The organism is Micromonospora sp. WMMA1923 (assembly GCF_049179195.1).
GTDB classification, from domain to species: Bacteria; Actinomycetota; Actinomycetes; order Mycobacteriales; family Micromonosporaceae; genus Micromonospora; species Micromonospora yangpuensis.
This window is the reverse complement of sequence record NZ_JBMHLZ010000001.1, coordinates 3,485,067-3,510,539: the sequence shown is the minus strand read 5'-3', so window position 1 is coordinate 3,510,539 and position 25,473 is coordinate 3,485,067. Positions and strand designations below refer to the sequence as shown.

The 25,473-nt window shown below is 72.4% G+C and carries 22 protein-coding genes and 1 pseudogene; 12 read left to right on the top strand and 11 right to left on the bottom strand.

Going from position 1 to position 25,473, the window contains the following annotated elements; translation table 11 throughout:
• The first annotated feature begins 57 nt into the window (after positions 1–57).
• Positions 58–846, top strand: a complete 789-nt coding sequence (locus ACN28G_RS15730) for a DedA family protein (RefSeq protein ID WP_421479523.1) — start codon at positions 58–60, stop codon at positions 844–846.
• A gap of 48 nt (positions 847–894) precedes the next feature.
• Here ACN28G_RS15730 and ACN28G_RS15725 read toward each other — a convergent pair whose 3' ends face one another.
• Both ACN28G_RS15725 and ACN28G_RS15720 read right to left on the bottom strand, forming a co-directional pair.
• Positions 895–1,554, bottom strand: coding sequence for a C39 family peptidase (locus ACN28G_RS15725; protein ID WP_091440645.1), 660 nt, complete (start codon positions 1,552–1,554; stop codon positions 895–897).
• A 455-nt stretch (positions 1,555–2,009) separates the two neighbouring features.
• Positions 2,010–2,180 carry a hypothetical protein gene (locus ACN28G_RS15720; protein WP_175440384.1) on the bottom strand — a complete coding sequence of 57 codons (171 nt, stop codon included), beginning with the start codon at positions 2,178–2,180 and terminating at the stop codon, positions 2,010–2,012.
• Between the two features lie 19 nt (positions 2,181–2,199).
• On the opposite strand from ACN28G_RS15720, the gene ACN28G_RS15715 reads away from it, so the two are divergent.
• Complete coding sequence (locus tag ACN28G_RS15715) at positions 2,200–2,916, top strand: hypothetical protein (RefSeq protein ID WP_091440639.1); 717 nt, start codon at positions 2,200–2,202, stop codon at positions 2,914–2,916.
• A 297-nt stretch (positions 2,917–3,213) separates the two neighbouring features.
• Entirely contained in the window at positions 3,214–3,888 is a 675-nt protein-coding gene (locus ACN28G_RS15710; protein WP_229688198.1) for a cellulose binding domain-containing protein, read from the top strand.
• A gap of 102 nt (positions 3,889–3,990) precedes the next feature.
• On the opposite strand, the gene ACN28G_RS15705 is transcribed toward ACN28G_RS15710, so the two are convergent.
• Together ACN28G_RS15705 and ACN28G_RS15700 are read right to left on the bottom strand one after the other, a co-directional pair.
• Complete coding sequence (locus tag ACN28G_RS15705) at positions 3,991–5,688, bottom strand: hypothetical protein (protein ID WP_421479522.1); 1,698 nt, start codon at positions 5,686–5,688, stop codon at positions 3,991–3,993.
• 569 nt (positions 5,689–6,257) lie between these two features.
• Positions 6,258–7,739, bottom strand: a complete 1,482-nt coding sequence (locus tag ACN28G_RS15700; protein WP_421479521.1) for an aminopeptidase P family protein — start codon at positions 7,737–7,739, stop codon at positions 6,258–6,260.
• A gap of 113 nt (positions 7,740–7,852) precedes the next feature.
• Here ACN28G_RS15700 and asnB point away from each other — a divergent pair, with 113 nt between their 5' ends.
• The gene (gene asnB, locus ACN28G_RS15695) at positions 7,853–9,814 is read left to right on the top strand and encodes an asparagine synthase (glutamine-hydrolyzing) (protein ID WP_091446696.1); all 1,962 of its coding nucleotides are present in this window, start codon (positions 7,853–7,855) and stop codon (positions 9,812–9,814) included.
• Between the two features lie 144 nt (positions 9,815–9,958).
• Here asnB and ACN28G_RS15690 read toward each other — a convergent pair whose 3' ends face one another.
• Positions 9,959–11,077, bottom strand: a complete 1,119-nt coding sequence (locus ACN28G_RS15690; protein WP_229688197.1) for a lytic polysaccharide monooxygenase — start codon at positions 11,075–11,077, stop codon at positions 9,959–9,961.
• Between the two features lie 389 nt (positions 11,078–11,466).
• Here ACN28G_RS15690 and ACN28G_RS15685 point away from each other — a divergent pair, with 389 nt between their 5' ends.
• Entirely contained in the window at positions 11,467–12,399 is a 933-nt protein-coding gene (locus ACN28G_RS15685) for a carbohydrate kinase family protein (protein WP_091440628.1), read from the top strand.
• Positions 12,400–12,627: 228 nt separating this feature from the next.
• Here the strand turns inward: ACN28G_RS15685 and ACN28G_RS15680 are convergent.
• From ACN28G_RS15680 to ACN28G_RS15670, 3 genes and pseudogenes are all read right to left on the bottom strand, one after another.
• Positions 12,628–13,839 (bottom strand): annotated as a pseudogene (locus tag ACN28G_RS15680) (threonine/serine ThrE exporter family protein); the annotation flags it as partial.
• 3 nt (positions 13,840–13,842) lie between these two features.
• Positions 13,843–14,673: an MBL fold metallo-hydrolase gene (locus ACN28G_RS15675; protein WP_421479520.1), complete on the bottom strand. Its 831-nt coding sequence runs from the start codon at positions 14,671–14,673 to the stop codon at positions 13,843–13,845.
• On the bottom strand, positions 14,670–15,065 hold the full coding sequence (locus tag ACN28G_RS15670) for a thioesterase family protein (RefSeq protein WP_421479519.1): 396 nt from the start codon (positions 15,063–15,065) through the stop codon (positions 14,670–14,672). The genes ACN28G_RS15675 and ACN28G_RS15670 overlap by 4 nt, the downstream gene beginning before the upstream one ends.
• Positions 15,066–15,180: 115 nt before the next feature.
• Between ACN28G_RS15670 and ACN28G_RS15665 the strand changes: the two genes are divergently transcribed.
• Positions 15,181–16,335, top strand: a complete 1,155-nt coding sequence (locus ACN28G_RS15665; RefSeq protein ID WP_421479518.1) for a phosphatase PAP2 family protein — start codon at positions 15,181–15,183, stop codon at positions 16,333–16,335.
• 80 nt (positions 16,336–16,415) lie between these two features.
• Here ACN28G_RS15665 and ACN28G_RS15660 read toward each other — a convergent pair whose 3' ends face one another.
• From ACN28G_RS15660 to ACN28G_RS15650, 3 genes are all read right to left on the bottom strand, one after another.
• The gene (locus tag ACN28G_RS15660) at positions 16,416–17,729 is read right to left on the bottom strand and encodes a PH domain-containing protein (protein ID WP_091440619.1); all 1,314 of its coding nucleotides are present in this window, start codon (positions 17,727–17,729) and stop codon (positions 16,416–16,418) included.
• Positions 17,730–18,133: 404 nt separating this feature from the next.
• Positions 18,134–18,685 (bottom strand): PH domain-containing protein, encoded by a 552-nt coding sequence (locus ACN28G_RS15655; protein WP_373868320.1) that lies wholly within the window; start codon positions 18,683–18,685, stop codon positions 18,134–18,136.
• A gap of 23 nt (positions 18,686–18,708) precedes the next feature.
• Positions 18,709–18,933, bottom strand: a complete 225-nt coding sequence (locus tag ACN28G_RS15650; RefSeq protein WP_091446686.1) for a hypothetical protein — start codon at positions 18,931–18,933, stop codon at positions 18,709–18,711.
• A 532-nt stretch (positions 18,934–19,465) separates the two neighbouring features.
• On the opposite strand from ACN28G_RS15650, the gene ACN28G_RS15645 reads away from it, so the two are divergent.
• From ACN28G_RS15645 to ACN28G_RS15620, 6 genes are all read left to right on the top strand, one after another.
• The gene (locus ACN28G_RS15645) at positions 19,466–20,650 is read left to right on the top strand and encodes an AAA family ATPase (RefSeq protein WP_091440612.1); all 1,185 of its coding nucleotides are present in this window, start codon (positions 19,466–19,468) and stop codon (positions 20,648–20,650) included.
• Entirely contained in the window at positions 20,629–21,687 is a 1,059-nt protein-coding gene (locus tag ACN28G_RS15640) for a DUF58 domain-containing protein (protein ID WP_421479517.1), read from the top strand. The genes ACN28G_RS15645 and ACN28G_RS15640 overlap by 22 nt, the downstream gene beginning before the upstream one ends.
• A complete protein-coding gene (locus ACN28G_RS15635; RefSeq protein ID WP_091440604.1) occupies positions 21,684–22,634 on the top strand; it encodes a VWA domain-containing protein in 951 nt (316 codons plus the stop codon). Before ACN28G_RS15640 ends, ACN28G_RS15635 begins: the two co-directional genes overlap by 4 nt.
• Before the next feature lie 96 nt (positions 22,635–22,730).
• Positions 22,731–23,435 carry a 3-oxoacyl-ACP reductase FabG gene (gene fabG / locus ACN28G_RS15630; RefSeq protein WP_421479516.1) on the top strand — a complete coding sequence of 235 codons (705 nt, stop codon included), beginning with the start codon at positions 22,731–22,733 and terminating at the stop codon, positions 23,433–23,435.
• Between the two features lie 21 nt (positions 23,436–23,456).
• Positions 23,457–24,227 carry an enoyl-ACP reductase FabI gene (gene fabI, locus ACN28G_RS15625; protein WP_421479515.1) on the top strand — a complete coding sequence of 257 codons (771 nt, stop codon included), beginning with the start codon at positions 23,457–23,459 and terminating at the stop codon, positions 24,225–24,227.
• 192 nt (positions 24,228–24,419) lie between these two features.
• Positions 24,420–25,448 (top strand): ferrochelatase, encoded by a 1,029-nt coding sequence (locus ACN28G_RS15620; RefSeq protein WP_091446684.1) that lies wholly within the window; start codon positions 24,420–24,422, stop codon positions 25,446–25,448.
• The last annotated feature ends 25 nt before the right edge of the window (positions 25,449–25,473 follow it).

Below are 25,473 nucleotides of genomic sequence, written 5' to 3'. Positions count from 1 at the left end.
CACTCACCCGGCCGTCGGCGCGGGTAGGGTTCGGGGCCGGATCGCAAGGGGTGGGTCGTGGTCGACGTACAACACTGGCTCGCCGCGCTGCCGCCGGCCGCCATCTATCTGATCGTGGCCGGCGTGATCGGCGTGGAGAGCATGGGCGTTCCGCTGCCGGGTGAGATCGTGCTGGTCAGCTCCGCGCTGCTGGCCGCCACCACCGGGGCGGTGGACCCGCTCTGGCTGGCCAGCTTCGCCGCGTTCGGCGCCATCGTCGGCGACTCGGTCGGCTACGCGATCGGCCGTCGGGGCGGCCGGCCGCTGCTGGACCGGCTGGGTCGGCGGTTCCCGAAGCACCTCGGGCCGGCGCACCTGGCCCAGGCCGAACGGACCTTCGCCCGGTACGGCGTGTGGGCGGTCTTCTTCGGCCGGTTCGTGGCATTGTTGCGGATCCTCGCCGGCCCGCTCGCCGGCATGCTGCACGTGCCGTACCGCCGGTTCCTGGTGGCCAACGCGGCCGGCGGGCTGGTCTGGGCCTTCGGCACCACCTACCTGATCTACACCCTGGGGCGGGTGGCCGAGCACTGGCTCAAGGACTTCTCCTGGATCGCCCTGGCTGTCGCGGTGCTCGTCGGTCTGGGCGGCACCTGGTGGCTGCGCAGCCGGACCCGCAACCCCGAGCCGTCCGACGAGACCGACCCGGCTGACTCGCCGGCAGCCGACTCGCCGGCAGCCGACTCGCCGGCAGCCGACTCGCCGGCAGCCGACTCGCCGGCCGCCGACGCGGCCGCCCCGATGGCCGCCGATCCGCCGGCCGCTGACCCGCCGGCCGCAGACCCGGTGGGTGCCGACGCGCAACGCTGAGCGGGCCGACCCCGGTGTGGGGTCGGCCCGCTCGTGGTGTGCGGTGGGTCAGGAGGTCGCGTAGCCGCGGCTGGCGATCCAGTCGGCCAGGTTGTCCACGCTCATCCGGTAGGAGGCCTGGTCCGGGTTGGCCGAGTCGGCGATGGTCACCGTCTTGCCGTCGTCGGAGTACCCGACCACGCTGATGTAGTGGCCACCCTCGAACGAGTGGACGGTGCCGTCGGTGTCGGTCGCGGTGCCGGCGATGTTGGCCACCACGGCCCGGCCGTTGTCCACGGTGCGGACGATGTCGGCCCGCAGGGTGTCGGTCTGCTTGTCGTCGGCCTTGCTGCTGCGGATCTCGACGCTGCGGTACGCGTCCTTGCCGCTGTGCTTGTTCAGCACCGGGGTGATGTCGTTGACGGAGTCGGTACCCGCCTCGGTGGTGCCCATCTCCTTGGCCATGGCGTCCATGTCGATGACCTTGTCCTGGACGCTCAGCGCGTTACGCGCGGCGGCCGGGCCGCAGTAGTAGAAGTTCGGCTGCGCCTCGTACCGGACGTTGAGCTGACGCTCGCCGGCCGGCTTGCGGTCGGCCTGCACCGACGCGACGCCGGTGGTGGTGGCGGGGGCGGCCATGGCGGTGGTCACCGGGCCGGCGATGGTGCCGCCGGTCAGGGCCAGGCCGGCAACGGTCAGAGCGGTCTTACGAAGCAGATCGGTACGCATGATGTGTGCCTCTCTGTTCGGGGGTGTGCCGCACCGCGCGCCGGGGGTGACGCGGGCGCTGGCGGGGGATGTCTCAGCTAGGGGGGACGACCCGGCGATCTCGTGGTGACCTGCTCGGGCGTCCGGGGGGTGTAACGACCCGGGGGCCGGAGGCATTCCGGCCGGCTGCGATCCGGTGTGCTGGGCGCCGGTCGCTCGGGGTCCGGGGGATGTAACGACCCGGGGGCCGGTGGCATTCCGGCCGGCTGCCGTGGGCCGCGGGATCGCGTGCCCGGTGGCTTCCGGGCCCCGTGCCGCAGCCCGTGGAGCGCCTGCGGTGGGCGGCGGAGCGCCCGGGGTATGCCAGGTATAACGCCCCGCCCCCGGCAGCGATTCCGCCGGCCGGGTGGCCCGGCCCACTCGCCGACACCCCAAAACCCCACAAAACGCCCAAATGGCACGTTTGTCTGGTTGCCCTACTCGTCGGCGGTGGCCTCGGCGTGCCGGTCGCGCAGCCGGGCCCGGATCTCCTCCGGGGTGTACGCCCGACGCCGCCGCTCCGCCCGGGCGATCACCACGCCGGAGGCCGCGACCCCGGCGATACCGGCCAGACCGAGCACCTTCCACCACCGCATCCCTTGCCGCATCCGCCTAGGGTAGACCCCCATGAGCGAGCAGAGCGGACGGCGGGGCGGCACGAGCATCAGCCTGGACGAGGCCGTGGAGCTGAGTCGCACCGGTGACGTCTGGGTGTTCCGCGGACGTAGCGTGCCGGACCGGGCCATCCAGCTCACCACGAACAGTCCGGTCAACCACGTCGGCATGGCGCTGGTGCTGGACGACATGCCGCCGCTGATGTGGCACGCCGAGCTGGGCCGGTCGCTGCCGGACATGTGGACCGGTACCCACCACCGGGGTGTGCAACTGCACGACCTGCGGGACGCGGTCTGCGTCTGGGCCAACCGGTACGGCCAGCGGGCCTGGCTGCGTCAGCTCGAACCGCCCGCCGACGCCGAGATGGAGAAGGCGGCGCTGCGTACCGTGGCCCGGCTGGACGGTACGCCGTTCCCGTCCACCGCCCAACTCGCCTGGCGCTGGGCGCGGGGCCGGGTGCCGCAGGTACGGCTGCCGTTGCCGGGGCGGTGGGCCCCCGCTCCCGTTCCGGGTCGTGCCGACGATCCGGCCGCGCCGTCGGACCGGGCGTTGGAGACGGCGTACTGCGCCGAGGTGGTCGCGGTGACCTACGAGGCGATGGGACTGCTGCCCGAGGGGCGCCGGCCCAACTGGTACGACCCCGGCCGCTTCTGGAGCGGCGACGACCTCGGGTTGGCCGGCCCGGCCCGACTCGGCGCCGAGATCGAGGTGCGCATCCCGCCCCGGTGAGCGCTATCGTTACCGCGCCGCGTGGACCGCCGGTGGGTCGGCGGTCCGTACCGGCCGACCGGTGTGGAGCGTCGCGCACCACGAGCCGGTCGAGGCCGTACCGGGCACTGTGGAGCACGGATCGCGGCCGGCACGGTGGTGGAAAACCCACCGGGATGACCCCGGTACTTTCCGACATTGCCGTTGATCGCTACGCTCTCCGGACAGGACGGACCGGGGAGGCTTATGTCCGGCATGCGGCGTCGTACCCAGCATTCGGTTCGTGGCGGTGCTGTCGCGTCCTCACCGTGGATCGTGGTGTCCGCCGGTGTGATCGTGATGATGGTGCTGATGGTGGTCGCCTTCTGCTCGGCGCAGGGGCGAGGGCCCGACGCCGACGGGTATTTCGGTTCCGCGGACAGCACGGTGTCGTTGCCGGCGCTACCGCCGTCGGAGGGTGAGCCGCCCCGGACGCCCGAGGTGGTCGCGCCGACGCCGCCACCGCCGGTGGTGCCCGGCCTCTCGCCGCGCTCGACCGATCTGGAGGTCGCGCCGGAGCCGCCCACCGAGACGGCCGTACCGCCACCACCGCCGTCTCCGGTGCCCTCGCCGGCCGAGTCGACGCAGCCGTCGCGTCCGAGCGCACGCGCCACCACCCCGCCGGCCAGGCGCTCGCCGGTGACCGGCACCTACCAGCTGATGAACAGCTACGGCGACGCGTTCATCGCCGAGGTCCGGCTGGCCAACACCGGATCGCGGGCCGAGGAGTGGCGGACCCGACTGGTCTTTCCGCAGGGACGGTTGGTGACCGCCTGGGTGGAGAGCGCCGAGCAGGGGCGGGCGGAGATGACCGGCAGTGTCTTCAGCTACACCGGCGGGGCGGAACTGGCTCCCGGCGCGGCTGTGTCGTTGCGCTTCCACCTGGAACGGACCGGCTCGACCACCCGCCCGGTCACCTGCACCGTCAACGGCGCCGACTGCGTCGGGTTCTGATCCCGTACGGCCGGCCCCGCCGGAGGCGACCTGGTCGGTCGCGTCCGGCGGGGCCGGTTCGGTGCTCCGTCGGCCGGTGGTTCACCGGTCGAGCGGATGTGGTCAGCCCTGGCAGTTGGCGATCGGGGTGCCAGGTCCGGCGCAGTTGTTCGGGTTGTTGCGGAACACCAGGGTCCTGGTGTCGATGGTGACCGACCCGGCGGTGGCGTTGAGGTTGAAGATGCCGCCGCCGGTGTTGCTGGCCTGGTTCTCGGTGATGACGCTGCGCTGGATCACGGCCACGCCGGTGACGGCGTTGTTGAGGCCGCCGCCGTTGGCGCCGGCCTGGTTGCGCAGCAGCAGGCTGTCGGCGATCGTGATGGTGCCGGCGTTGTAAATCGCGCCGCCGCCGGTGACCGCGTTGCCGGCGACGTTGCCGTAGAAGATGGTGCCCCGGTGCTGCGCCAGCTTCTCGTCGGCGTCCGGGCCGGCGAAGTCGGCCAGCTTGTCACCCTCGGCCGACTTCTCACCCGCGGCCCACTTCTCGTCGTCGACCGGCTTGCCGCCGTCGCCGCCGCCGTGGCCCTCGGACTTCTCGGTCTTGTCGGTGGCGGTGCTGCCCTTGCCGCCGTCCTCCTTCTTGGCCTTCTCGTCCTTCTTGGACTCCTCCTCCTTGCCACCCTTGTCCTTGCCGGACTCGGAGTGCCCCCACTCGGACAACTTGCCGGGCCACTCGCCCTCGGCGGGCAGGATGGTGGTGGTGGTGCCGGCCGCGGTGTACAGGCCACCGCCGGCCCCGGCCGCGGCGGTGTTCTCCAGGAACTTGACGTTGCGCAACGACAGGGTGCCCCCGTCGTTGGCGACGCCACCGCCGTTGTTGATGGCGACGTTCAGGCGGAACGTGCTGTCGCTGATCTCGCCCGTGCCGGAGGTCAGCAGCAGGCCGCCACCGTCGCCGGCACTCTGGTTGCCGACGAAGGTGCTCTCCCGCACCACGACCGAACCACCGGCGCTGGCGATACCACCGCCACCGTTGTTCGCCGCACCCGAGACCCGGTTGGTCTCGAAGTGGGACTTCTCCACGGTCAGCGTGCCGGTGTTGTAGACGGCACCACCGTTCTGTCCACCGTTGTTCAGGGTGAACTTGCTGTCCTTGATGACGGTGGTGCCGAGGTTCGTCAGCGCGCCGCCGTTGATCCCACCCGGGCCCCGGGCGTTGTTCTGGGCGAACTTGACGTTCTTGACCTCGGCCCGCCCGCCTGCCTGGACCAGCATGGCCCCGCCGCCGGGAACCGACGTCACCAGGCCGTTGCGCAGGGTGACGTCAGCCAGGCGCAGGTTGCCGCCGGCGTTGACCTGGAAGATGCGGAAGAGCGTCGGAGCCGCGCTGGCCAGGTCGAAGGCCCGCTCGATGGTCGAGTGCTCACCCTGGATGGTGATGTCCGTGGTGATCGGCGGCAGCCCGTTGTTGGCGGTGCCGTTGCGCAACTCGTACGTGCAGCCACGGGCCAGCTTCAACGTGCCGCCGAGGAACTGGTTGGCGGTGTTGATCGCGGCGACCAGGGCGGTGGCGTCACAGGGAACGGACGTGGCGTGCGGCCTCCGCTCGGCGCCCTCACGTCCCTCCCAGCCCGAGCCGTCCTTCTGGCTCTGCTGCCCGCCGATGTCGTCGAGGCGGGTCATCGCCCCGGCGTTCGACCCGGCCACCATGCCGAGGGCGACCACGCCGGTCAGCCCGGCGATGCCGGTGGCGATCCACTTCTTGCTGCGGCTGCGCGGTGCCGTGTCGGTGACACCGCTCTTTCTAAGGTGATTGGACATCGGTGCTCTCTGCCCTCTCCTTGTATAGGACAAGGTCACCCCGCCGTGACGGGAGGCGCCCCTGGCTACAAATCGGTTGTAGCTGCTGAAACCCACCGTAGGAGAGCGTTCCTCGCGTCGTGGTCATATCTGAAAAAAGCCCACATAGGGGATCTGATGCCCGGGAGTGCCGCAGTCGGGACGGTCGGCGCAGACGGCACGGTCGGCCACACCCGGGCCAGGGGCCCGTGCCGTGCACCTCAACCACGGGCCAGGGGCCCGTGCCGTGGCCTTGACCACGGGCCAGGGGCCCGTGCCGTGGCCGTGGCGCGCGGCAGGGCCCCTGGCCTATGTGGATCAGCCGAGCACCGGGTGGCTCGACGCGGCTCGCCGGTTCGTCGCCGACGAGGGGCGAAGGTGCCGGACGGGCACCAACGGGACCAGCGTTCTGAAAACCACCGTAGTCGGCCAATCGTCACGAAGGTGGCGCTAACCGGAATAAAACCCGTGTTGGACGATACACGGGCATACCGAACGGCCCCGCTCCGTCGTTGCCGGAGCGGGGCCTGGTGACCGGACGGTCGGTGCGGTCAGCCGGGCAGCCGGGGACCTGCCTCGCGCTGCTGCGCCAGCCAGCTCTCCACCTCGTCGGCGGCGCGCGGCAGGCCGGCCGACAGGTTCCGCGCGCCGTCCGCGGTGACCAGCACGTCGTCCTCGATCCGGATGCCCACCCCGCGCAGCTCGGCGGGGACCAGCTCGTCCTCCGGCTGGAAGTAGAGCCCCGGCTCCACGGTGAGCACGTACCCCTCGCCCAGGGTGCCGTCGCGGTAGCGCTCCTTGCGGGCGTTGGCGCAGTCGTGCACGTCGAGCCCGAGCATGTGGCCGAAGCCGTGCAGCGTCCACCGCCGGTAGACCTGGGACTTCTCGTCCATCGCCTCGTCCACGCTCACCGGCAGCAGCCTCAGTTCGGCCAGCCCCTCGGCGAGCACCCGCATGCAGGTCAGGTGGACGTCCTTGAACGCCACCCCCGGTTTGATGACGTCGATGCCGGCCTGCTGTGAGGCGTACACGATGTCGTAGACCTGGCGCTGCAGCGCGGTGAAGCGGCCGTCGACCGGCAGCACCCGGGTGACGTCGGCGGTGTAGAGGTTGCGTCCCTCCACCCCCATGTCCATCAACAGCAACTCACCCGGCCGGGTGACGCCGTGGTTGTGCACCCAGTGCAGGATCGTGGCGTGCTCGCCGGCACCGACGATCGAGCTGTAGCCGACGTCGTTGCCGTCGTGCCGGGCCCGCAGCGCGAAGACGCCCTCCAGCAGCCGCTCGGAGACGCCCCGGTCGGCCGGCAGCACCCGGGCCACGTCCTCGAAGCCGCGTACCGTGGCGTCGATCGCGTCCTGGAGCTGGGCGATCTCCCACTCGTCCTTGACCAGCTTCAGCTCGGAGATCGCGATGGCCAGCTCCCGGTCCCGGCTCGGCTGCCCGTCCTCACGGGGGCCGTCGTAGCGACGTACGGCCGCGTCCACCTCGGCGTCGAAACCCCGCAACACCCGGGTACGCGCTGGCGCGAGCCGGGCCAGCGTCGCCTCCAGCTCGGTCAGGTCGGCCGTCGGCAGCCCCAGCTCGGTCGACTTCTCGGCCAGCGTGTGCCGGCGGCCCACCCACAGCTCACCGTGGCGGCTGCGGAAGAACTCGTCGGTCAGCCGGGACGAGCGGGGCCGCATGAACAGGGTGGCGTCGTGCCCGGAGCCGTTGGGCCGCAGCACCAGCACGCTGTCCGGGTCGTGGTCGCCGGTCAGGTACGCGAAGTCGCTGCCCGGGCGGAACGGGTGGTCGGTGTCGTTGGCGCGTACCTTCTCGCCGCCGGTCGGGATGACCAGGGTCTCCCCGGGGAAGGCGGCGGAGAGCGCCGCGCGGCGTTTGGCGTGGTCGGGCACCTCCGACCGGGGTTGGACCGGCAGTGTGCTGTCCTGCCAGCCCTGCCGCATGAACGACAGGAACGCCTCCGGGAAGTCCGGGTCGTGTGACTCGGTGCCGTCCGCCGGCTGGCCGCCGGTGCGCTGCTCGGTCATGATCAGAGCTCCTTCGCGTCGCCTCGCTGTCCAGACGGTACCCGGGCCCGCGCCCGGGCGGAGACCCTGCGGTGCTGCGACGGTCGCTGTGGACGCGTGGAAAGATGTCCACCATGTGCGGACTCCTGGCCTTCTTCAGCGCGAACGGCAACGCCGCCGCCCACCGCGACCACATCGCGGGGGCGCTGGAATGCCTGCACCACCGCGGACCGGACGAGACAGGGGTGGAGGTTGTCGGCGACGCCAGTGGCCGGTACGCGGACGGGGTCTTCGCCCACAAGCGGCTGGCCATCATCGACGTGGCCTCCAGCCAAGAGCCGCTGTCGTACGCGGGCGGTCGTTACCTGCTCACCTTCAACGGTGAGATCTACAACTACATCGAGCTGCGCGAGGAGCTGATCCGCCAGTACGGCGCCCAGTTCGCCACCGCCGGTGACGGCGAGGTGATCGTCGCCGGCTACCACTACTGGGGCGAGCAGGTGCTCACCCGGCTGCGCGGGATGTTCGCCTTCGTCATCTGGGACCGCCAGGAACGCCGGGCCTTCGGTGCCCGGGACAACTTCGGCATCAAGCCGCTGCACTACCTGGAGACCGCCGACGGGCTCTACCTCGCCTCGGAGAAGAAGGCCCTGCTGCCCTTCGCCCAGTCGGCGTACGCCGGGGACGCCGGCATCGACACCGCGAACCTCTCGCACTACCTGACCCTGCAGTACGTGCCGGAGCCGGGCACCCTGCACCGGGGCATCAACCGGATCGGCTCGGGGGAGTACTTCAGCTGGAGCCCCGGCGGCCGGCTCGACGTGCGCCGCTGGTACCGGCCGGTGTTCCGCCCCGCCCCGGTCTCCGACGAGCAGCGGCTGTACCACGAGATCCGGGAGACGCTGCGGGAGAGCGTCCGGATGCACATGCGCTCCGACGTGCCGGTGGGCTCCTTCCTGTCCAGCGGGATCGACTCGACCGCCGTGGTGGCCCTGGCCCGGGAGTTCAACCCGAACATCCTCACCTTCACCGTCGGCTACGACGTGCCCGGGTACTCCGAGATCGACGTCGCCCAGGACTCCGCCCGGCACCTCGACGTCACCACCATCCCGACCAAGATCGGGCCGCAGGACATGATCGACGCCCTGCCGAAGATCATCTGGCACCTCGACGACCCGGTGGCCGACCCGGCCCTGGTGCCGCTCTACTTCGTGGCCAAGAAGGCCGCCGAGCACGTCACCGTGGTCCTCTCCGGTGAGGGCGCGGACGAGTTCTTCGGCGGGTACACGATCTACCGGGAGCCGCTCTCGCTGGGCTCCGTCAACGGCCTGCCGGGCGGGGTGCAGAAGGGCCTGCGGGCGGTCTCCAAGGCGATCCCGCAGGGGGTCAAGGGCAAGAGCTTCCTGGAGCGCGGCACCACCCCGATCGAGCAGCGGTACTACGGCAACGCCCGGATGTTCACCGAGGAGGAGAAGCAGCACCTGCTGCGTCGCTACGACCCCTCGGTGCGCTACACCGACGTCACCGCCCCGATCTACGCCGAGTGCACCGAGCTGGACGACGTCACCAAGATGCAGTACGTCGACCTCTACACCTGGCTGCGCGGCGACATCCTGGTCAAGGCCGACCGGATCTCCATGGCGCACTCGCTGGAGGTGCGGGTGCCGTTCCTGGACAAGGAGGTCTTCGACGTGGCGGCCACCATCCCGGTGGACCTGAAGCTGCCGCCGCGCTCCGAGGCCACCAAGTACGCCATGCGCCAGGCCCTGCAGGGGGTGGTCCCGCCGGCCATCGTCAACCGCAAGAAGCTCGGCTTCCCGACCCCGACCCGGGTCTGGCTGCGCGGCGAGATGTACGAGTGGGCCCGCTGGGTGCTGTCCAACTCCGGCGCCGGTGACCTGATCGACCTGCAGTACGCGATGCGGCTGCTGGACGAGCACAAGCGGGAGGAGGCCGACCACTCCCGCAAGGTGTGGACGGTGCTGATCTTCTGCGTCTGGCACGCGATCTTCGTGGCGAAGACCCTCGACCCGGGGATCCAACGCAACCAGTCCGCGCTGCTGACCAAGCCGGTGGTCGGCTCGATGGTGCGCTGAGCCGACGAGTTGTTGTTTGACAGTGAGGGCCGCTCCGTTGCCGGAGCGGCCCCCACGTCGTGCCGTACTGCTGCTCAGCCCACCCGCTGCGGCGGGTGATGACCGGTCAGCTCGCCTGCCGCTGCAGGTGACGGGTCTGTCAGCTCACCTGCCGCTGCAGGTGACGGTCGGCAGGCCGCCCTGGCCGGTGTTGCCGGCGACGAAGCCGAAGGAGGTCTTGCCCTCCGGCGCGATCCTGCCGTTGTGGCCGGCGTTGGTCACGGTGACGGTCGACCCGGAGACGCTCGACGTGCCGTTCCACACGCTCTGGATCGTCTGGCCCGGCGGCAGGGTCCAGCTCGCCGTCCAGCCCGACCAGGTGGAGGCGGTGTGGTTCATGATCTCCACCTCGCCCTGGAGACCACCGGACCAGCTGCCGGTGACCTTGTAGACCGCCATGCAGTCACCGCTGTGCCCCGGCGGGGTCGTCGGCGGCGTGGTGGGGGGAGTGGTCGGCGGGGTCGTGGGGGGAGTGGTCGGCGGGGTCGTCGGGGGCGTGGTGGGCGGGTTGCTGCCGCCCCGGATCCCGGTGACCTCGCCGTTGCCGCCGTCGAAGGTCACGTCCGAGCAGCCGAAGAAGTTCTCCTGGCTGTCCGAGCGGACCCAGCGGGAGTAGATGATGTGCCGGCCGCTCTTGTTGGCCGGCAGGTTGCCGCTGAAGTAGTAGTGGCCGTCGTTGCTGCCCACCGCGCCGCGCTGCGGCGGGTTGGTCACCTGCAGGAACGGCTGCTCCTCCAGGTCACTCCAGGCCAGCGGGCGGGTCGGGCTCCAGCTGTTCTTGGTGACGTAGAAGTAGAAGGTGCCCGGGTGGTGCGCCCAGTTGGAGTACTTGAACTCCATCTGCCGGCCGGCGGTGAGGTGGGTCAGCGGCCAGTCGTTGCGTGCCGCGTCGTAGCCGCTGAAGCCCGGGTTGCCGCCGCTGCACAGCTTGCCGTCCGGGATGAAGCCGGTCGTCCGGCCACCGGCGTCCGAGCGCAGCACGCTGAACCAGTTGTAGAGGGAGTTGGCGCCGTTTTCGTTGACCGCGCCGGTGCAGGCCGGGTTCTGCGGCCGGATCTCACCGGTGCTGCTGAGACCGTCCTGCCAGCACAGGTAGGTGCGGCTGCCGGGGGTCATGGCGGCGCCGTGTGCGGCGGCCGGCGACGGGCTGATCACCACGGTGAGAGCGCCGACGGCGAGGGTGGCGGCCGCGGTGAGCAGGGCGGCCGTGCGGGAACGGGTCACAGGGGTTCTCCTGACTCGCGGGGGCGGCCGTGGTGGACCAGCCCCGCTGTGACGAACGGTGGTGATGTTCGCGGTGACGCGCTGCGGCCCGATGAGGGGGCCGGACGAGCACGTGTCGCGTGCGGCCCGCATCACGGACCGGATGCCCTCGCGTGTGACTCAACCCGGATCGATGGCGCGGCAGCCCCCCGCACCATCCGACTGACCCCATCTCACCACGCCGAGCACGTCACCCGCAATAGTCCGCCTTCGATGCCACGGATGCTGCGGATCGCCGGCCGGGGCGACAGTCAACCCGTCCGCCGGGTGCCCGCCCCCGCCCCGGTACGGTGACCTCGGCGGGGAACGGACGAGGGCATCCGGGACGCCAGGGCGAGGAAGGGACCGGGATGGGACACGCGGTGGTGCTCGGCGAGGCGTTGGTCGACCTGCTCGACACCGAGTACGACGGAGCGCCCGTCTACCGGCAGGCGATCGGTGGTGGCCCGCTCAACGTGGCCGTCGGCGTGGCCCGCCTCGGCGGTACGGTGCAGTTCGTCGGCTCGCTCGGCGACGACGTGCTCGCCGGGCGGATCCGTGCCTTCCTGACCGGGGCGGGCGTCGGCCTGGCCGGAGCGGTGACCGTCGCCGCGCCGACCGCCCTGGCGGTGGCCACCTTCTCCGGTCCGGAGCCGGACTTCCGCTTCTACGGCGAGCCGCCGTCGTACGGCCTGCTCGACGCCGACCAGCTGGACGCGGAGCTGGTCTCCGGCGCCGAGGTGCTGTACTGCGGGTCGATCGTGCTGCTCTGCCCGGCCACCCTCGCCGCCGCCCGGCGGGCCTGGTCGCTGCACACCGGTCGGCGGGTCTTCGACCCGAACGTCCGGCCCCGGCTGTTGACCGGCCCGACCGCGCTGGCGGACCTGCGCGCGGTGGTGGCCGAGTTCGCCGCCAGCGCCCACCTGGTGAAGCTGAGCACCGCCGACGCCGAGCTGCTCTATCCCGACCAGCCGGTGGAGTCGGTCGCGGCGTACCTGCGGGAGTTGGGCGCGGAAACCGTCGTGGTCACCCTCGGCGCGGACGGCGCGCTGGTCGCCTCCGGTCCGGAGCTGGTCCGGGTGCCGGCACCGAAGATCGAGGCGGTGGACGCCACCGGCGCCGGCGACTCGGTGATGGCAGCCCTGATGGCCGACCTGCTGGCCGACGGTGAGCCGGCCGGACCGGACGGGTGGGTCGACCGGGTGGCGTTCGCGCTGCGGGTCGCCGCCACGGTCTGCGAGTCCCCGGGCGGGGCCACCGCCATGCCCACCCGGGCCCAGGTGCAGGCCCGCTTCCCGGGCTGAGCGGGACGCCGGTCCCGTACCGCACAGGCTTCCTGGCTGAGCGGGGACGCCGGTCTTGGACCCGAACAGGCTGGCCGGGCGGGTGAGCCCTCCGCCGGTGGTCCGGCGGGTCAGTACCGGGAGCCCCTGGCCCGACGCCGGACCCGGCGGTCCCACCGGTCCCACCGGTCCTGCCGGCCCAGCAGCGGCGTGATCAGGAACTCGCTGAGCGTCACCCCCCGCGCCGAGGGCGAGCCCGACCATGGCCACCTGCACGAGTTGGGTGCCGCCCAGCGGGGTGCCGTGCACCACCTCGAACATGCCCCGGTAGAGCGCCACGCCGGGCAGCAACGGCACGATCGAGCAGGCGTACCCGACGACCGGAGCCATCGACAGGCGGCGGGTGACCACCGTGACCAGCATGCCCACCACGAGCGCCGCGACGAAGCTCGCGGTCGCCGCGCCGAGACCGGCCCGGAAAGCGGCGACGTAGGTCAGTTGGGCCCCCGCCCCGCCCACCGCGGCCAGCAGCACCGCCCGCCGACGGGCGTGCCCGGACAGCGCCCAACAGGCCGCTGCGGCGGCTGCGGCCAGGGCCTGTCCCCACAACGGCACCGCCCGTCCCGGCACGGCGGCCAGCCGCAGCGGCACGTCGGCGGCCTGGGCCAGGTCCAGCACCGTGCCGATGCCGGCGACGATGCCGGCGGTGGGGATGAGGACGTCGAGCACCCGCGCCGAGGCGGTCACCAGGTATCCGTTGATCGCGTCCTGCGCCACCCCGACCAGGGACAATCCGGCCAGCAACACGACCAGGCCGGCGGCGACCACCAGCGACGGCGGCGCGTCCAGGGCGACGCCGGTGTGCCGGGTGAACAGGAGCAGGACGATCGGGGCCAGCGACACGATGGCCGCTCCGGCGGCGTGCTGGAAGAACGAGGGCAGGCCGAACCGGGTCAGCAGGCGCAGCGTCCGGTCGGCCAGGGCACTGGCCACGGCGGCGACGACCGCGGTGAGGGCCCCGCCGCCGAGCAGCACGGCCACCGAGGCGGCCAGGCCGGCCGCCGCCGCGGTGGCCAACCAGCTCCGGTACGCCGGCGGCGGGGCGAGAATGCCGTCGAGCTCACGGTGGGCGTCATCCAATGGTTGCCGGGCCGCGCCCAGGCGGTGGGCGAACTCGTGCAGCCGGTCCAGTCGGGTGTAGTCGGTGGCGCGGACCTGCACCACCTTCAGCAGGCTCAACGGCGGCTCGTCACCGGGTTGCGCGGCGGCGACGGTGATCGAGGTGAAGGTGACGTCGACGGTGCAGGAGGAGACGCCGTAGGAGGCGGCGATCCGCAGCATCGCCGCCACCACGTCGGCCGATCCGGCACCGCTGGTCAGCAGCGCCTCACCGACCCGCAGGGCCAGCTCCAGGGTGCCCCGCGTGGCTCTCGGGCCCGACCGGCCGGTCTGCCTGGCCACGGCTCAGTCGACCCCGTCGAGCTGGGCGAAGCCCCGCCGGGCCGCGTCGAGGCCGGCCCTGGTGCCGAACGGGGCCACCTCGGCCACCCGCTCCGGTGGGTCGCCGGCAGCGTGCGCGGCCCGGATCAGCCCGGCCAGCTCGGTGAGCCGGGCGTGCTGGGTGCGGACGAACCCGACGTCGACCAGCGGGCCGTGCCCCGGCACCACGACCGTCCCCGGGCCCGTCAGCCGCAGCAGGTCCGCGACCGCGTCCGGCCACCGCAGGGGGTACGCGTCGGCGAAGTCCGGCGGGCCGGCCGACTCGACCAGGTCCCCGGCCACCAGCACGTCGACGTCGGGCAGCTGCACCACCAGGTCACCGGCGGTGTGCCCGGGGCCGGGATGGCGCAGCAGCACCCGCCGGCCGCCCACGTCGAGCACCGTCTGGACCTCGACCGGCTCGGTCGGGGCCAGCAGCGCCGTGCGGGCCAGCTCGACGGCGAGAGCCGGCTGGCTGGCGCGCATCTCCTCGACCGCGGCCCGGCGTACCCGGTCCGGACGGTCCCGCAGCGCCGCGACGACCGAGGTGTGCGCGTACACCGGGCGGGGCGGGTCGGCGGCGAGGGTGCGGTTGCCGAAGCAGTGGTCGAAGTGGTGGTGGGTGTTGACCACCGTCAACGGCCCGGTGGTGACCGTCCGGACGGCGGCGGCCAGCTCGGCGGCCTGCCCGGCGGTGGAGAGGGTGTCCACCAGCAGCGCCGCGCCGTCGCCGACGACCAGCGTGACGTTGACCTCCAGCATCGGCTCGCGCAGCACGTACACCCGGTCGGCGGCCTCGGTGAACCGCAGCGTCACGACGAGCCGGTGGCCCGGGCGACGAAACGCTGCCGGTCCACCACCGTCCGTTCGATCCGTACCTGGGCCGCCACCTCGTCGCCGTCGCTGACCGTCACCTCGAACAGCAGCCGCCGCCCGTCGACCTCGGCCAGCCGGGCCTGCGCCACCACCGTACGGCCCACCGGGGTGGGCAGCCGGTGGGTCAGCTCGGCGCGGACCCCGACGCTGGTCAGGCCGGATGGCAGCCCGGTCACGGTCGCCGCCACCGTCGCCGCCTCCGCCAACGCCAGGACCCGGGGCGTACCCAGCACCGGCACGTCGCCGGAACCGACCGACTGCGCGGTGTCGGCCTCGGTCACGGTCAGCTCGACGCGGGCGCCCAGTCCGGGGGTGAGGGAATGCTCCGGCATGGCCACCAGCCTAGGCCGGCCGACCGTGCCCGGGGTAGCCGTGGGACCTGCCGTCATCCGCCAACCCGGTGGTCGGCGTCCATCGATGCGACCCACGCCGTTAACCTTGACCGCGATGGCCGTCGTGACTGACCCCCAGCCCCCCGCCCGCACGGACCCGTCGGCGTCGCCCGACGGAGGCCGACGCCGCGTGATCGCCATGGCGATCTGGAGCGTCGCCTTCGTCGTCTGCTGGCTGACCATCGGTCTGCCCACCGACCCGGTGTACGCCTTCGTCTGGATCTGGGCGGGGACCATCGCCTGGAACTCGGCCCGCCCGTGGCGTGACCATCTCCGCTTCGGCCGGGACTGGGCGCCGGTGGTCATTCTTCTCGCGCTCTACAACCTCTCCCGTGGCTTCGCCGACAACGGCGCGACCCCGCACTCGTACGAGCTGATCGTCGCCGACCTGGTGATGTTCGGCTGGGCCACCGGTGGCGAGGTGCCCACCATCTGGCTGCAGGAGCGCTTCTACCGGCCGGAGCTGCAGTGGTGGGACATCGCGGCCAGCTGGGTCTACTTCTCGCACTTCGTGGTGGCCCTCGCCGCCGCCGCGGTGCTCTGGATGCGCAACCGGGAACGCTGGATCGCGTACATGAGCCGGTTCGGGTTCCTCTGCGCCTCGGGCCTGGCCACCTACTTCCTCTACCCGGCCGCGCCGCCGTGGTGGGCGGCCCAGTACGGCCTGCTGGAAGAGGTCGCCCGGATCTCCACCCGAGGCTGGCGGGCCTTCGGCATGGGCGGCGCGGGCAACCTGCTCAACGCCGGGCAGATCGCCTCGAACCCGGTGGCCGCCATGCCGTCGCTGCACACCGCCTGGGCGCTCTTCGTCGTGGTCTTCTTCCTGCCGTCGGTACGCCGGCGCTGGTGGCCACTGCTGTTCGCGTACCCGCTGGCGATGACCCTGACCCTGGTCTACTCCGGTGAGCACTACGTGATCGACGTCCTGGTGGGCTGGGCGTACGTGGGGCTGACCTTCCTGGTGGTCGGGCTGGCCGAACGCTGGTGGGCGGCCCGACGCGGTCGGCGGAGGCCGGCCGACGGCCCCCCGGGCCCCGACCACGACCCGCAGTCACCACCGGCGTCGGAGCCACCACCGGCGTCGGAGCCGGCTCCTGCGTTGTCGGCACCGACTGCACCGACTGCACCGACTGCACCGACCTCGACGCCGACTTCGGCCACGACGGCAACCGGCGACGCCGGCGAGCCGGCGTCCAGCCCGGCGAAGTAGTCCGCGCCCGCCGGCGCGGCTCAGGCGAACGACACCGGTACGGCCGCTGCCGTGGACGACCGGGTGCGGCTGCGGCGGGATCAGCGGACGATGCGCCGGGAGGCGTGCGAGCGTGCGGTCAGCTCCGCCGCCAACGCCCAGGCCTCGGCCAGGTCCCGGTCCTGGGCCGCCGCGCCCGCCCCACCGGCGGTGTCCGCGTGCACCGTGGCCAGGCCGAGCCGGCGCTGAACCGGGCCCTGCACCACCCGCACGCTCTGGATCCGGGCGTACGGCACCAGCGCGAGCTGCCGGGTGAGCAGGCCGGATCGACTGGCGAACACCTCGTCGGTGAGGCCGGCACCGAGCCGGGACCGGCTCAGCGGGTTCAGCCACCGCGCCCGGGGCGGCGGCGGGGTCAACGGCAACCCGCCCAGGCGCACCCCCGGCAGCACCTCGGCCACGATCATCTCGCCGGTGGCCACGTCGCCGACCGGCAGCAGCCGGTCCGGCCGGTTACGGTCGTCGGCCTCGCCCGCGGAGTAGCCGGCGACCTCCAGCCGCAGCCGCAGCCAGCCCTTCATCCGCCAGAGCAACGGCCAGGTGACCCCGAGAGCCTGCACCCGGTTGAGCGGCACGGTCTGGGCGCGGGTCTCCACCAGGCCGTTGCGGATCCGCAGCACCTCACCGTCGTGCCCGATCCGGAACGACCAGTCGTCGAGCACCCGGCGGACCGGTTGCAGCAGCACCCCGGCCATCGCGGTGAGCGTGCTGGCCACCGCGATGAACGACCAGGACCCCTCGGAGAGGAACTGCGCCACGACGAAGGCCACGCCGAAGGGCAACAGGAACGCCTGCGGGGTGAGCAGCTGGCTGACCAGCAGATCCTGGTTGCGTACCGCGTGCAGGGGCCGACCGACCGGCGGGACGGGCGCGGCACCCGGCGTCTCGTCCGGTGTGCTGGCCGGCGACACCGGGTGGACGGTACCGGCCAGGGCGAGCAGCCGACCGCGCAACGCGGCGGCGTCGGCCACACTCAGGTAGGCCAGCGGGGCCTCGGTCTTGCCGCCACCGACCACCTCCAGGCGCAGCTCGGCCAACCCGGTGAGCTGGGCGAGCAACGGCCGGACCACCTCGACGGCCTGGAGCCGTTCCAGCGGGATGGCCCGGGTACGACGCCACAGCAGGCCCTCGTAGACCCGTAGCTCGCGCCCGACCACGTGGTATCCGGTGTTGAACCAGCTGACCACGGCGAGCACGGTGGCCCCCAGGGCCAGCACGGCGACCATCGCCGCGAACCAGCCGAAGCCCACCCGGGACAGCGTCGACCAGGACAGCCCCGCGATCACCACGACCAGCGACTTGGCCCCGTGCAGGGCCGGGCTCAGCGGATGCAACCGCTGCCGGGGCTCGACCACCGGCTGCCCGTACGCCCCCGGCTGCCCATGTGGCGCCTGCTGTCCGTGTGGTGCCTGCTGTCCGTGTGGCGCTTGCTGTCCGTGTGGCGCTTGCGGTCCCTGTGGTCGGGGCTGTCCATGTGGTCCTTGTTGTCCTTGTGGCGCCTGCGGTCCGGGCGGCCCGGGCTGTTCCGGCGGACCCGCCGGCCAGCCTGCGTCGGTGACGCCAGCGGCGGGGCGGTCGGTGTCGGTGCTGCCGTGGGCGGACCAGCCTGTGTCGGTGGGCCGGCCTGTGTCGGTGCTCCCCTCGGTGGGCCAGCCTGCGTCGGTGGTGGGGCGGTCGGCGTCGGTGGTGCCGTGCACCGGCCAGGCCGCCCCGGCGGGATCACGATCACCCGTCGGCCCGTCAGGTCCGTGCGGGGCGGTCACAGGCCCTCCGCGCGATCTTCACCGAGGGCGGTGAGCCGGTCGCGCAACCGGGAGGCTTCCGCCGGACGCAGACCGGGCACCCGGGCGTCGGTGGCCGCGGCGGCGGTGTGCAGCTGCACGGTGGCCAGGTCGAAGGCGCGTTCCAGCGGGCCGGCGCTGACGTCGACGAACTGCATCCGGGCGTAGGGCACGATGGAGAGCCGTCGGACCAGCAGGCCGTGCCGGACCAGCAGGTCGTCGTCGCGTTCGGCGTACCCCCAGGCGCGGACGGCCCGCACGATCGTCACCACCCGCAGGACGACGAGCACGCCGAGGGCGCCGAGCGCGGCACCGAAGAGCCAGTGGCCGGTGAGGGCCCACCCGACGGCGAGGCCGACCACGAGGAAGGCCATGGTCATCGCCAGCCGGATCAACTCCACCCAGACCAGGTCTCGGGAGATCGACTGCCAACGTACGGTGGCCGGCCACGGCTCCAGGGGACTGATCGGGGCGTGCTCCGGGGGACCGATCGGGGCGGGAGCCACCCCGGCCAGGTCGTCGTCGCTCACCTTCGGTGATCTGTCGGGTGTGCTCACGTGTCGAGGGTAGGCGATCCGGCCACCGGCGCGACCTCCCGGAGAAAGCCCCGGGCGTCGAGGAAGTCGGCGAGGGTGGGTCGGTGCTCGGGACAGGCCATCCAGGTCTTGCGCCGCTGGGCGTCGTGCAGACGCGGATTGTTCCACCGCAGGGCCCAGTCGGCCGGGGCCCGACAGCCACGGGCAGAGCAGATCGGGATCTCTTCGGCGGGGCTGGTCATCACGACCACTCTATCCGCGCCACGCGTCGCCGGCACTGCGCGGAGATCAGGTGTCCGGGTGGCACGACACCCTGCCGGGTGGCACGACACCTGCCGGGATGTGGACTCGTCGACGCAAAAGATCTTGGAAGAAAACGACCCCCGGAGGGGCATTTTCCTCAAGATCTTTTCTGGTGGGCCAGGCCCGAGGACCCGGAACCATCGGCGTGCTTCGGCGGGCCGGCGCGCTCAAATCGCTGCACTCAGATCGAAGCGCCCTGGCGGTGAGCACTCAGCTGTGAGCACTCGGCCGTGAGGACTCGGCTCGATGCGCTCGGGAGAAGGTTGAGCGCCGGGCGACCACGGGGGGAGCCGCCCGGCGACGGGGTGAATCGTACACACGCCGAACCCCTTCGTGTCCACCCGCGTCGGCGTTTCGGACAGGTCGGGACGGCGTGGCGGAAAAGGCTTCTCCGGCGTCTCGGCTCTCAGCCGGGCATGCGAGTCTTGTGGGGCACGACGCCGCGACAACCGATCACGCTGTGGAGGACCGGTGGCCCAGCCGACCACACCCGACGCCCCGACCCCGGCCGACGGGGCCACGCCGGACGGGTCCGCCCCGCAGCCGACGCCGGACGCGTCCGGGCCGCAGCCGGGGGCGTCCGGCCCGCGGCCGTACCCGGGTGGAGCCGTACCGCAGACGACGCCGGCGCAGGACGCCACCCTGGTGGAGCGGGCGCTCTTCGAGATCAAGCGGGTGATCGTCGGACAGGACCGGATGGTCGAGCGGATGTTCGTCGCGCTGCTCGCCCGGGGGCACTGCCTCCTGGAGGGGGTGCCCGGGGTGGCCAAGACCCTCGCCGTGGAGACCATGGCCCGGGTGGTCGGTGGCTCCTTCGCCCGGGTGCAGTTCACGCCGGACCTGGTCCCCGCCGACATCATGGGCACCCGGATCTACCGGCAGTCAAGCGAGAAGTTCGACGTCGAGCTGGGGCCGGTGTTCGTCAACTTCCTGCTCGCCGACGAGATCAACCGGGCCCCGGCCAAGGTGCAGTCGGCCCTGCTGGAGGTGATGAGCGAGCGGCAGGTCTCCATCGGCGGCGAGTCCCACCGGGTGCCGGACCCGTTCCTGGTGATGGCCACCCAGAACCCGATCGAGCAGGAGGGCGTGTACCCGCTGCCGGAGGCGCAACGGGACCGGTTCCTGATGAAGATCGTGGTGGGGTATCCGACCGATGCCGAGGAGCGGGAGATCGTCTACCGGATGGGAGTGGCCCCGCCCGTGCCGGCGCCGGTCTTCACCACCACCGACCTGCTGACCCTGCAGCGCAAGGCGGATCAGGTATTCGTCCACAACGCACTCGTCGACTACGCGGTCCGGCTGGTGCTGGCCACCCGTACCCCGGCGGAGCACGGCATGCCCGACGTCGCGCAACTGATCCAGTACGGTGCCAGTCCGCGCGCCTCGCTCGGTCTGGTCCGGGCCACCCGCGCGTTGGCGTTGCTGCGGGGCCGCGACTACGCCCTGCCGCAGGACGTGCAGGACATCGCCCCCGACATTCTGCGCCACCGGCTGGTGCTCAGCTACGACGCGCTCGCCGACGACGTACCCGCCGACCACGTGGTGCACCGGGTGATGTCGACCATCCCGCTGCCGTCGGTGGCCCCCCGGCAACAGGCCACGCCGGCACCGACCGGCGCGCCGGGTAGTGCCGGTTGGCCCGGGCAGCTGCCGTGACCGGTCCCACCCGACCGGTGGCCGCCGAGCCGCGTACCGAGGCGGTGTTGGCCCGTCTGCAGTTGATGGTCTCCCGCAAGCTCGACGGCCTGCTCCAGGGTGACTACGCGGGCCTGCTGCCCGGTCCGGGCAGCGAGGCGGGGGAGTCCCGCGAGTACCGGCCCGGTGACGACGTACGCCGGATGGACTGGCCGGTGACCGCGCGCACGACGACCCCGCACGTCCGGCGGACCGTGGCCGACCGGGAGCTGGAGACCTGGCTCGCGGTGGACCTGTCGGCGAGTCTGGACTTCGGCACCGGCCGGTGGCTCAAGCGTGACCTGGCGGTGGCCGCCGTGGCGGCGATGTCACACCTGACGGTGCGGGGCGGAAACCGGATCGGCGCGGTGATCGGCAGCGGCGGCCAGCCTGCCGCGCCGGCCCGCCGGTGGTGGCGCCGCCCCGCCTCGGCAGACTCCACGCCAGCCGGCACCACGCCAGCCGGTGCCATGCCAGCCGGCCGCACGTCGACCGGGCCGGGGACGATCCAGCGACTACCGGCCCGCTCCGGACGCAAGGAGGCGCAGGGGCTGCTGCGGGCCGTGGCCGCCACCCCGGTCCGGCCCGGCCGCAGTGACCTGGGTGTGCTGGTGGACATGTTGAACCGGCCGCCGCGTCGGCGGGGGGTGGCCGTGGTCATCTCCGACTTCCTCGCCCCGCCGCAGCAGTGGGGGCGGCCGGTCCGGAAGCTGCGGGTCCGGCACGACGTCCTGGCCATCGAGGTGGTCGATCCGCGGGAGCTGGAGCTGCCCGACGTCGGGGTGCTCCCGGTCGTCGACCCGGAGACCGGTGAGCTGCACGAGGTGCAGACCGCGGACCCACGACTGCGCCAGCGGTATGCCGAGGCGGCCGCCGCCCAACGGTCGGCGATCGCCCGCGAGCTGCGTACCGCCGGAGCCGCCCACCTGCGGCTGCGTACCGACACCGACTGGCTGCTCGACATGGTGCGTTTCGTGGCCGCGCAGCGGCACGCCCGCACCAGGGGGACGACACGATGATCCGTTTTCTGCAACCGTGGTGGCTGCTGGCCGTGCTGCCGGTGTTCGCCCTCGCCGGGGCGTACCTCTGGCGGCAACTGCACCGCCGGGCGTACGCGGTGCGGTTCAGCAACGTCGACCTGCTGCGTACCCTCGCCCCGAAGGGGTTGGGGTGGCGCCGGCACGTGCCGGCCACCGCGTTCCTGCTCTGCCTGCTGGTGCTCGCCACCGCGCTGGCCCGGCCGGCGCTGGACACCCGCGAGCCGCTGGAGCGGGCCACCATCATGCTGGCCATCGACGTCTCGCTCTCCATGCAGGCCGACGACGTCGCGCCGAACCGGTTGGAGGCCGCCCAGGAGGCGGCCAAGCAGTTCGTCGGCGAGCTGCCCCCGAGCTACAACCTGGGGTTGGTCTCGTTCGCCAAGGCGGCGAACGTGCTGGTGCCGCCGGGCAAGGACCGGGCGGCGGTGACCGGCGCGATCGACGGGCTGGTGCTGGCCGAGGCGACCGCGACCGGTGAGGCGGTCTTCACCTGCCTGGAGGCGATCCGGTCGGTGCCCGCCGACGGCGCGGCCGGTATCCCACCGGCCCGGATCGTGCTGCTCTCCGACGGTTTCCGCACCTCCGGCCGGTCGGTCGAGGAGGCCGCCGCCGCGGCGCAGGCGGCCAACGTGCCGGTCTCCACCATCGCCTTCGGCACCGACACCGGCCGGGTGGACATCGGCGGCCAGTCGCAGCGGGTGCCGGTGGACCGGATGGCCCTGGCCGACCTGGCCGAGTCCACCGAGGGCTACTTCTACGAGGCGGCCTCGGTCAGCGAGCTGAAGCAGGTGTACCAGGACATGGGTAGCTCCATCGGGTTCCGTACCGAGGCCCGGGAGATCACCCAGTGGTACGCCGGGATCGCACTGCTGCTGGCGCTCTGCGCCGGGGCGACCAGTCTGCTCTGGACCTCCCGGATCGTCTGAGGGCGGGCGGGGGCACGGCGCGCTGCGTTAGCGCTTACCTGTCGGTAACGCCTAGGCTCCCACCGACGTGGATCAGCTGAACAACGAGGGGGACCCGTGGCCCGTACCGTGCTGGTGACCGGCGGCAACCGGGGGATCGGCCTGGCCATCGCGCAGGCCTTCGCCAAGCAGGGCGACCGGGTTGCGGTCACCCACCGCTCCGGGGACGCGCCGGAGGGGCTGTTCGGGGTGCGGTGCGACGTCACCGACGCGGCCTCGGTCGACGTGGCGTTCACCGCCGTCGAGGCGGAGCTGGGGCCGGTCGAGGTGCTCGTCGCCAACGCCGGGATCACCGCCGACACGCTGCTGCTGCGGATGACCGAGGAACAGTTCACCTCGGTCCTGGACACCAACCTGACCGGCTCGTTCCGGTGCGCCAAGCGGGCCTCGGCGAAGATGCTCCGGGCGAAGTGGGGCCGGATGATCTTCATCTCCTCGGTGATCGGCCTGTACGGCGGCCCCGGCCAGGTCAACTACGCGGCGAGCAAGGCCGGCCTGGTCGGCGTGGCCCGCTCGATCACCCGGGAGCTGGGCAGCCGCAACATCACCGCGAACGTCGTCGCGCCCGGTTTCATCGACACCGACATGACCGCCGCGCTGCCCGAGGAGCGTCGCGCCGAGTACGTCAAGGCCATCCCGGCGGGCCGGCTGGCCAGCGCGGAGGAGGTCGCCGGCGTGGTCACCTGGCTGGCCGGCGACGCGTCGAGCTACATCAGCGGCGCCGTCATCCCGGTCGACGGCGGCCTGGGTATGGGTCACTGAGAAAAACGGAGGAACCACTACATGTCCGGACTGCTCGCCGGTAAGCGACTGCTGGTCACCGGCGTCATCACCGACGCCTCGATCGCCTTCTCGGTGGCGAAACTCGCCCAGGAGAACGGTGCGCAGGTCGTACTCACCGGTTTCGGCCGGCTCTCCCTGGTCGAGCGGATCGCCAAGCGGCTGCCCGAGCCGGCCCCGGTGATCGAACTCGACGTCACCAACACCGAGCACCTGGCCGGTCTCGCCGACTCCGTCCGCCAGCACGTGGACGGCCTCGACGGGGTGGTGCACTCGATCGGCTTCGCCCCGCAGAGCTGCCTCGGTGGCGGCTTCCTCGACGCCGGCTGGGACGACGTGGCGACCGCGCTGCACGTCTCGACGTACTCGTACAAGTCGCTGGCCATGGCGGCGCTCCCGCTGATGCAGCCGGGCGGCGCCGTGGTCGGGCTGACCTTCGACGCCACCAAGGCCTGGCCGGTCTACGACTGGATGGGCGTGGCCAAGGCCGGGCTGGAGTCCGCCTCCCGCTACCTGGCGATGCACCTGGGCCCGAAGGGCATCCGCAGCAACCTGGTCGCCGCCGGCCCGCTGCGCACCATGGCGGCGAAGTCGATCCCCGGGTTCGAGAAGTTCGAGCAGACCTGGTCCGAGCGGGCACCGTTGCCCTGGGACCTCACCGACCAGGAGCCGGCCGCCCGCGCCTGCCTGGCCCTGCTCTCCGACTGGTTCCCGGCCACCACCGGCGAGATCGTCCACGTCGACGGCGGCTACCACGCCCTAGGCGCCGCCTGAGGGTGTAAGGAAGGGCCCCTTGTTAACGCATTCCGTATAGCGGGGCACCCCTCTCACACTCCGCGTTGGTCCGGCGCAGCTTCCCGGCCCGGCGGTGAGAGGGGTGCCCTTCTCTACCGCAGGCGTTAACAAGGGGCCCTTCCTTCACCCCCGGGGGTGGGGTGGTGTGGGGGGCGGGGAAGAATGGTCACCATGGGATACGACGCGGTGGTGCTGCTGTCCTTCGGTGGTCCGGAGCGGCCCGAGGACGTGCTGCCGTTCCTGCAGAACGTCACCCGGGGGCGCGGGGTCCCCCCGGAGCGGCTCGCCGAGGTGGCCGAGCACTACCAGCACTTCGGTGGGGTGTCCCCGATCAACCAGCAGTGCCGGGACCTGCTCGCCGCGGTCCGGGCCGATTTCGCCGCGCACGGCGTCGACCTGCCGGTCTACTGGGGCAACCGGAACTGGCATCCGATGCTGGCCGACACGGTGGCGCAGATGCGTGACGACGGGGTGCGCCAGGCGCTCGCCTTCGTCACCAGCGCCTACGGTGGGTACTCCTCCTGCCGGCAGTACCAGGAGGACATCGTGGCGGCCCGCTCGGCGGTCGGCCCGGACGCCCCGGTGATCTCCAAGTTGCGCCAGTTCTGGGACCATCCCGGGTTCGTCGAGCCGCACGCCGACGCGGTCCGGTCGGCGTTGGCCCAGCTCGACCCGGCCCGCCGGGACACCACCCGGCTGGTCTTCACCGCCCACTCGATCCCCAGCTCGATGGCGGCCAACGCCGGCCCGCACGGCGGCCGGTACGAGGCACAGTTGGCCGAGACCGCCCGGCTGGTGGCCGCCACTGCCGCCCCGGACCTGCCGTACGACCTGGTGTGGCAGAGCCGCTCCGGCCCGCCGCACGTACCGTGGCTGGAGCCGGACGTCAACGACCACCTCGGTACGCTGGCCGAGGCGGGCACCACCTCGGTGGTGGTCAGCCCGATCGGCTTCGTCTCCGACCACCTGGAGGTGGTGTGGGACCTGGACACCGAGGCGCGGGAGACGGCCAAGCAGCTCGGGCTGGACCTGGTCCGGGCGGGCACCCCGGGGGTCGACCCCCGCTTCGTGACCATGGTGCGTGAGCTGGTCGCCGAGCGGACCGACCCGGACGGCGTGGGGCTGCGCCGCCGCCTCGGTGAGCTGCCGATGTGGGACACCTGCCCGACGGTGTGTTGCGTGTCGGCCGGCCGCCCGTGAGCCACTCCGACTGCCCTGGGACGAG

What these genes read in the sequence shown, in the direction of transcription:
- fabI (WP_421479515.1), top strand. Translation starts at nt 23,457, where the DNA reads ATGTCCGGACTGCTCGCCGGTAAGCGACTGCTGGTCACCGGCGTCATC.
- asnB (WP_091446696.1), top strand. Translation starts at nt 7,853, where the DNA reads ATGTGCGGACTCCTGGCCTTCTTCAGCGCGAACGGCAACGCCGCCGCC.
- ACN28G_RS15715 (WP_091440639.1), top strand. Translation starts at nt 2,200, where the DNA reads ATGAGCGAGCAGAGCGGACGGCGGGGCGGCACGAGCATCAGCCTGGAC.
- ACN28G_RS15665 (WP_421479518.1), top strand. Translation starts at nt 15,181, where the DNA reads ATGGCCGTCGTGACTGACCCCCAGCCCCCCGCCCGCACGGACCCGTCG.
- ACN28G_RS15685 (WP_091440628.1), top strand. Translation starts at nt 11,467, where the DNA reads ATGGGACACGCGGTGGTGCTCGGCGAGGCGTTGGTCGACCTGCTCGAC.
- ACN28G_RS15650 (WP_091446686.1), bottom strand. Translation starts at nt 18,933, where the DNA reads ATGACCAGCCCCGCCGAAGAGATCCCGATCTGCTCTGCCCGTGGCTGT.
- ACN28G_RS15670 (WP_421479519.1), bottom strand. Translation starts at nt 15,065, where the DNA reads ATGCCGGAGCATTCCCTCACCCCCGGACTGGGCGCCCGCGTCGAGCTG.
- ACN28G_RS15620 (WP_091446684.1), top strand. Translation starts at nt 24,420, where the DNA reads ATGGGATACGACGCGGTGGTGCTGCTGTCCTTCGGTGGTCCGGAGCGG.
- ACN28G_RS15705 (WP_421479522.1), bottom strand. Translation starts at nt 5,688, where the DNA reads ATGTCCAATCACCTTAGAAAGAGCGGTGTCACCGACACGGCACCGCGC.
- ACN28G_RS15725 (WP_091440645.1), bottom strand. Translation starts at nt 1,554, where the DNA reads ATGCGTACCGATCTGCTTCGTAAGACCGCTCTGACCGTTGCCGGCCTG.
- ACN28G_RS15635 (WP_091440604.1), top strand. Translation starts at nt 21,684, where the DNA reads ATGATCCGTTTTCTGCAACCGTGGTGGCTGCTGGCCGTGCTGCCGGTG.
- ACN28G_RS15700 (WP_421479521.1), bottom strand. Translation starts at nt 7,739, where the DNA reads ATGACCGAGCAGCGCACCGGCGGCCAGCCGGCGGACGGCACCGAGTCA.
- ACN28G_RS15720 (WP_175440384.1), bottom strand. Translation starts at nt 2,180, where the DNA reads ATGCGGCAAGGGATGCGGTGGTGGAAGGTGCTCGGTCTGGCCGGTATC.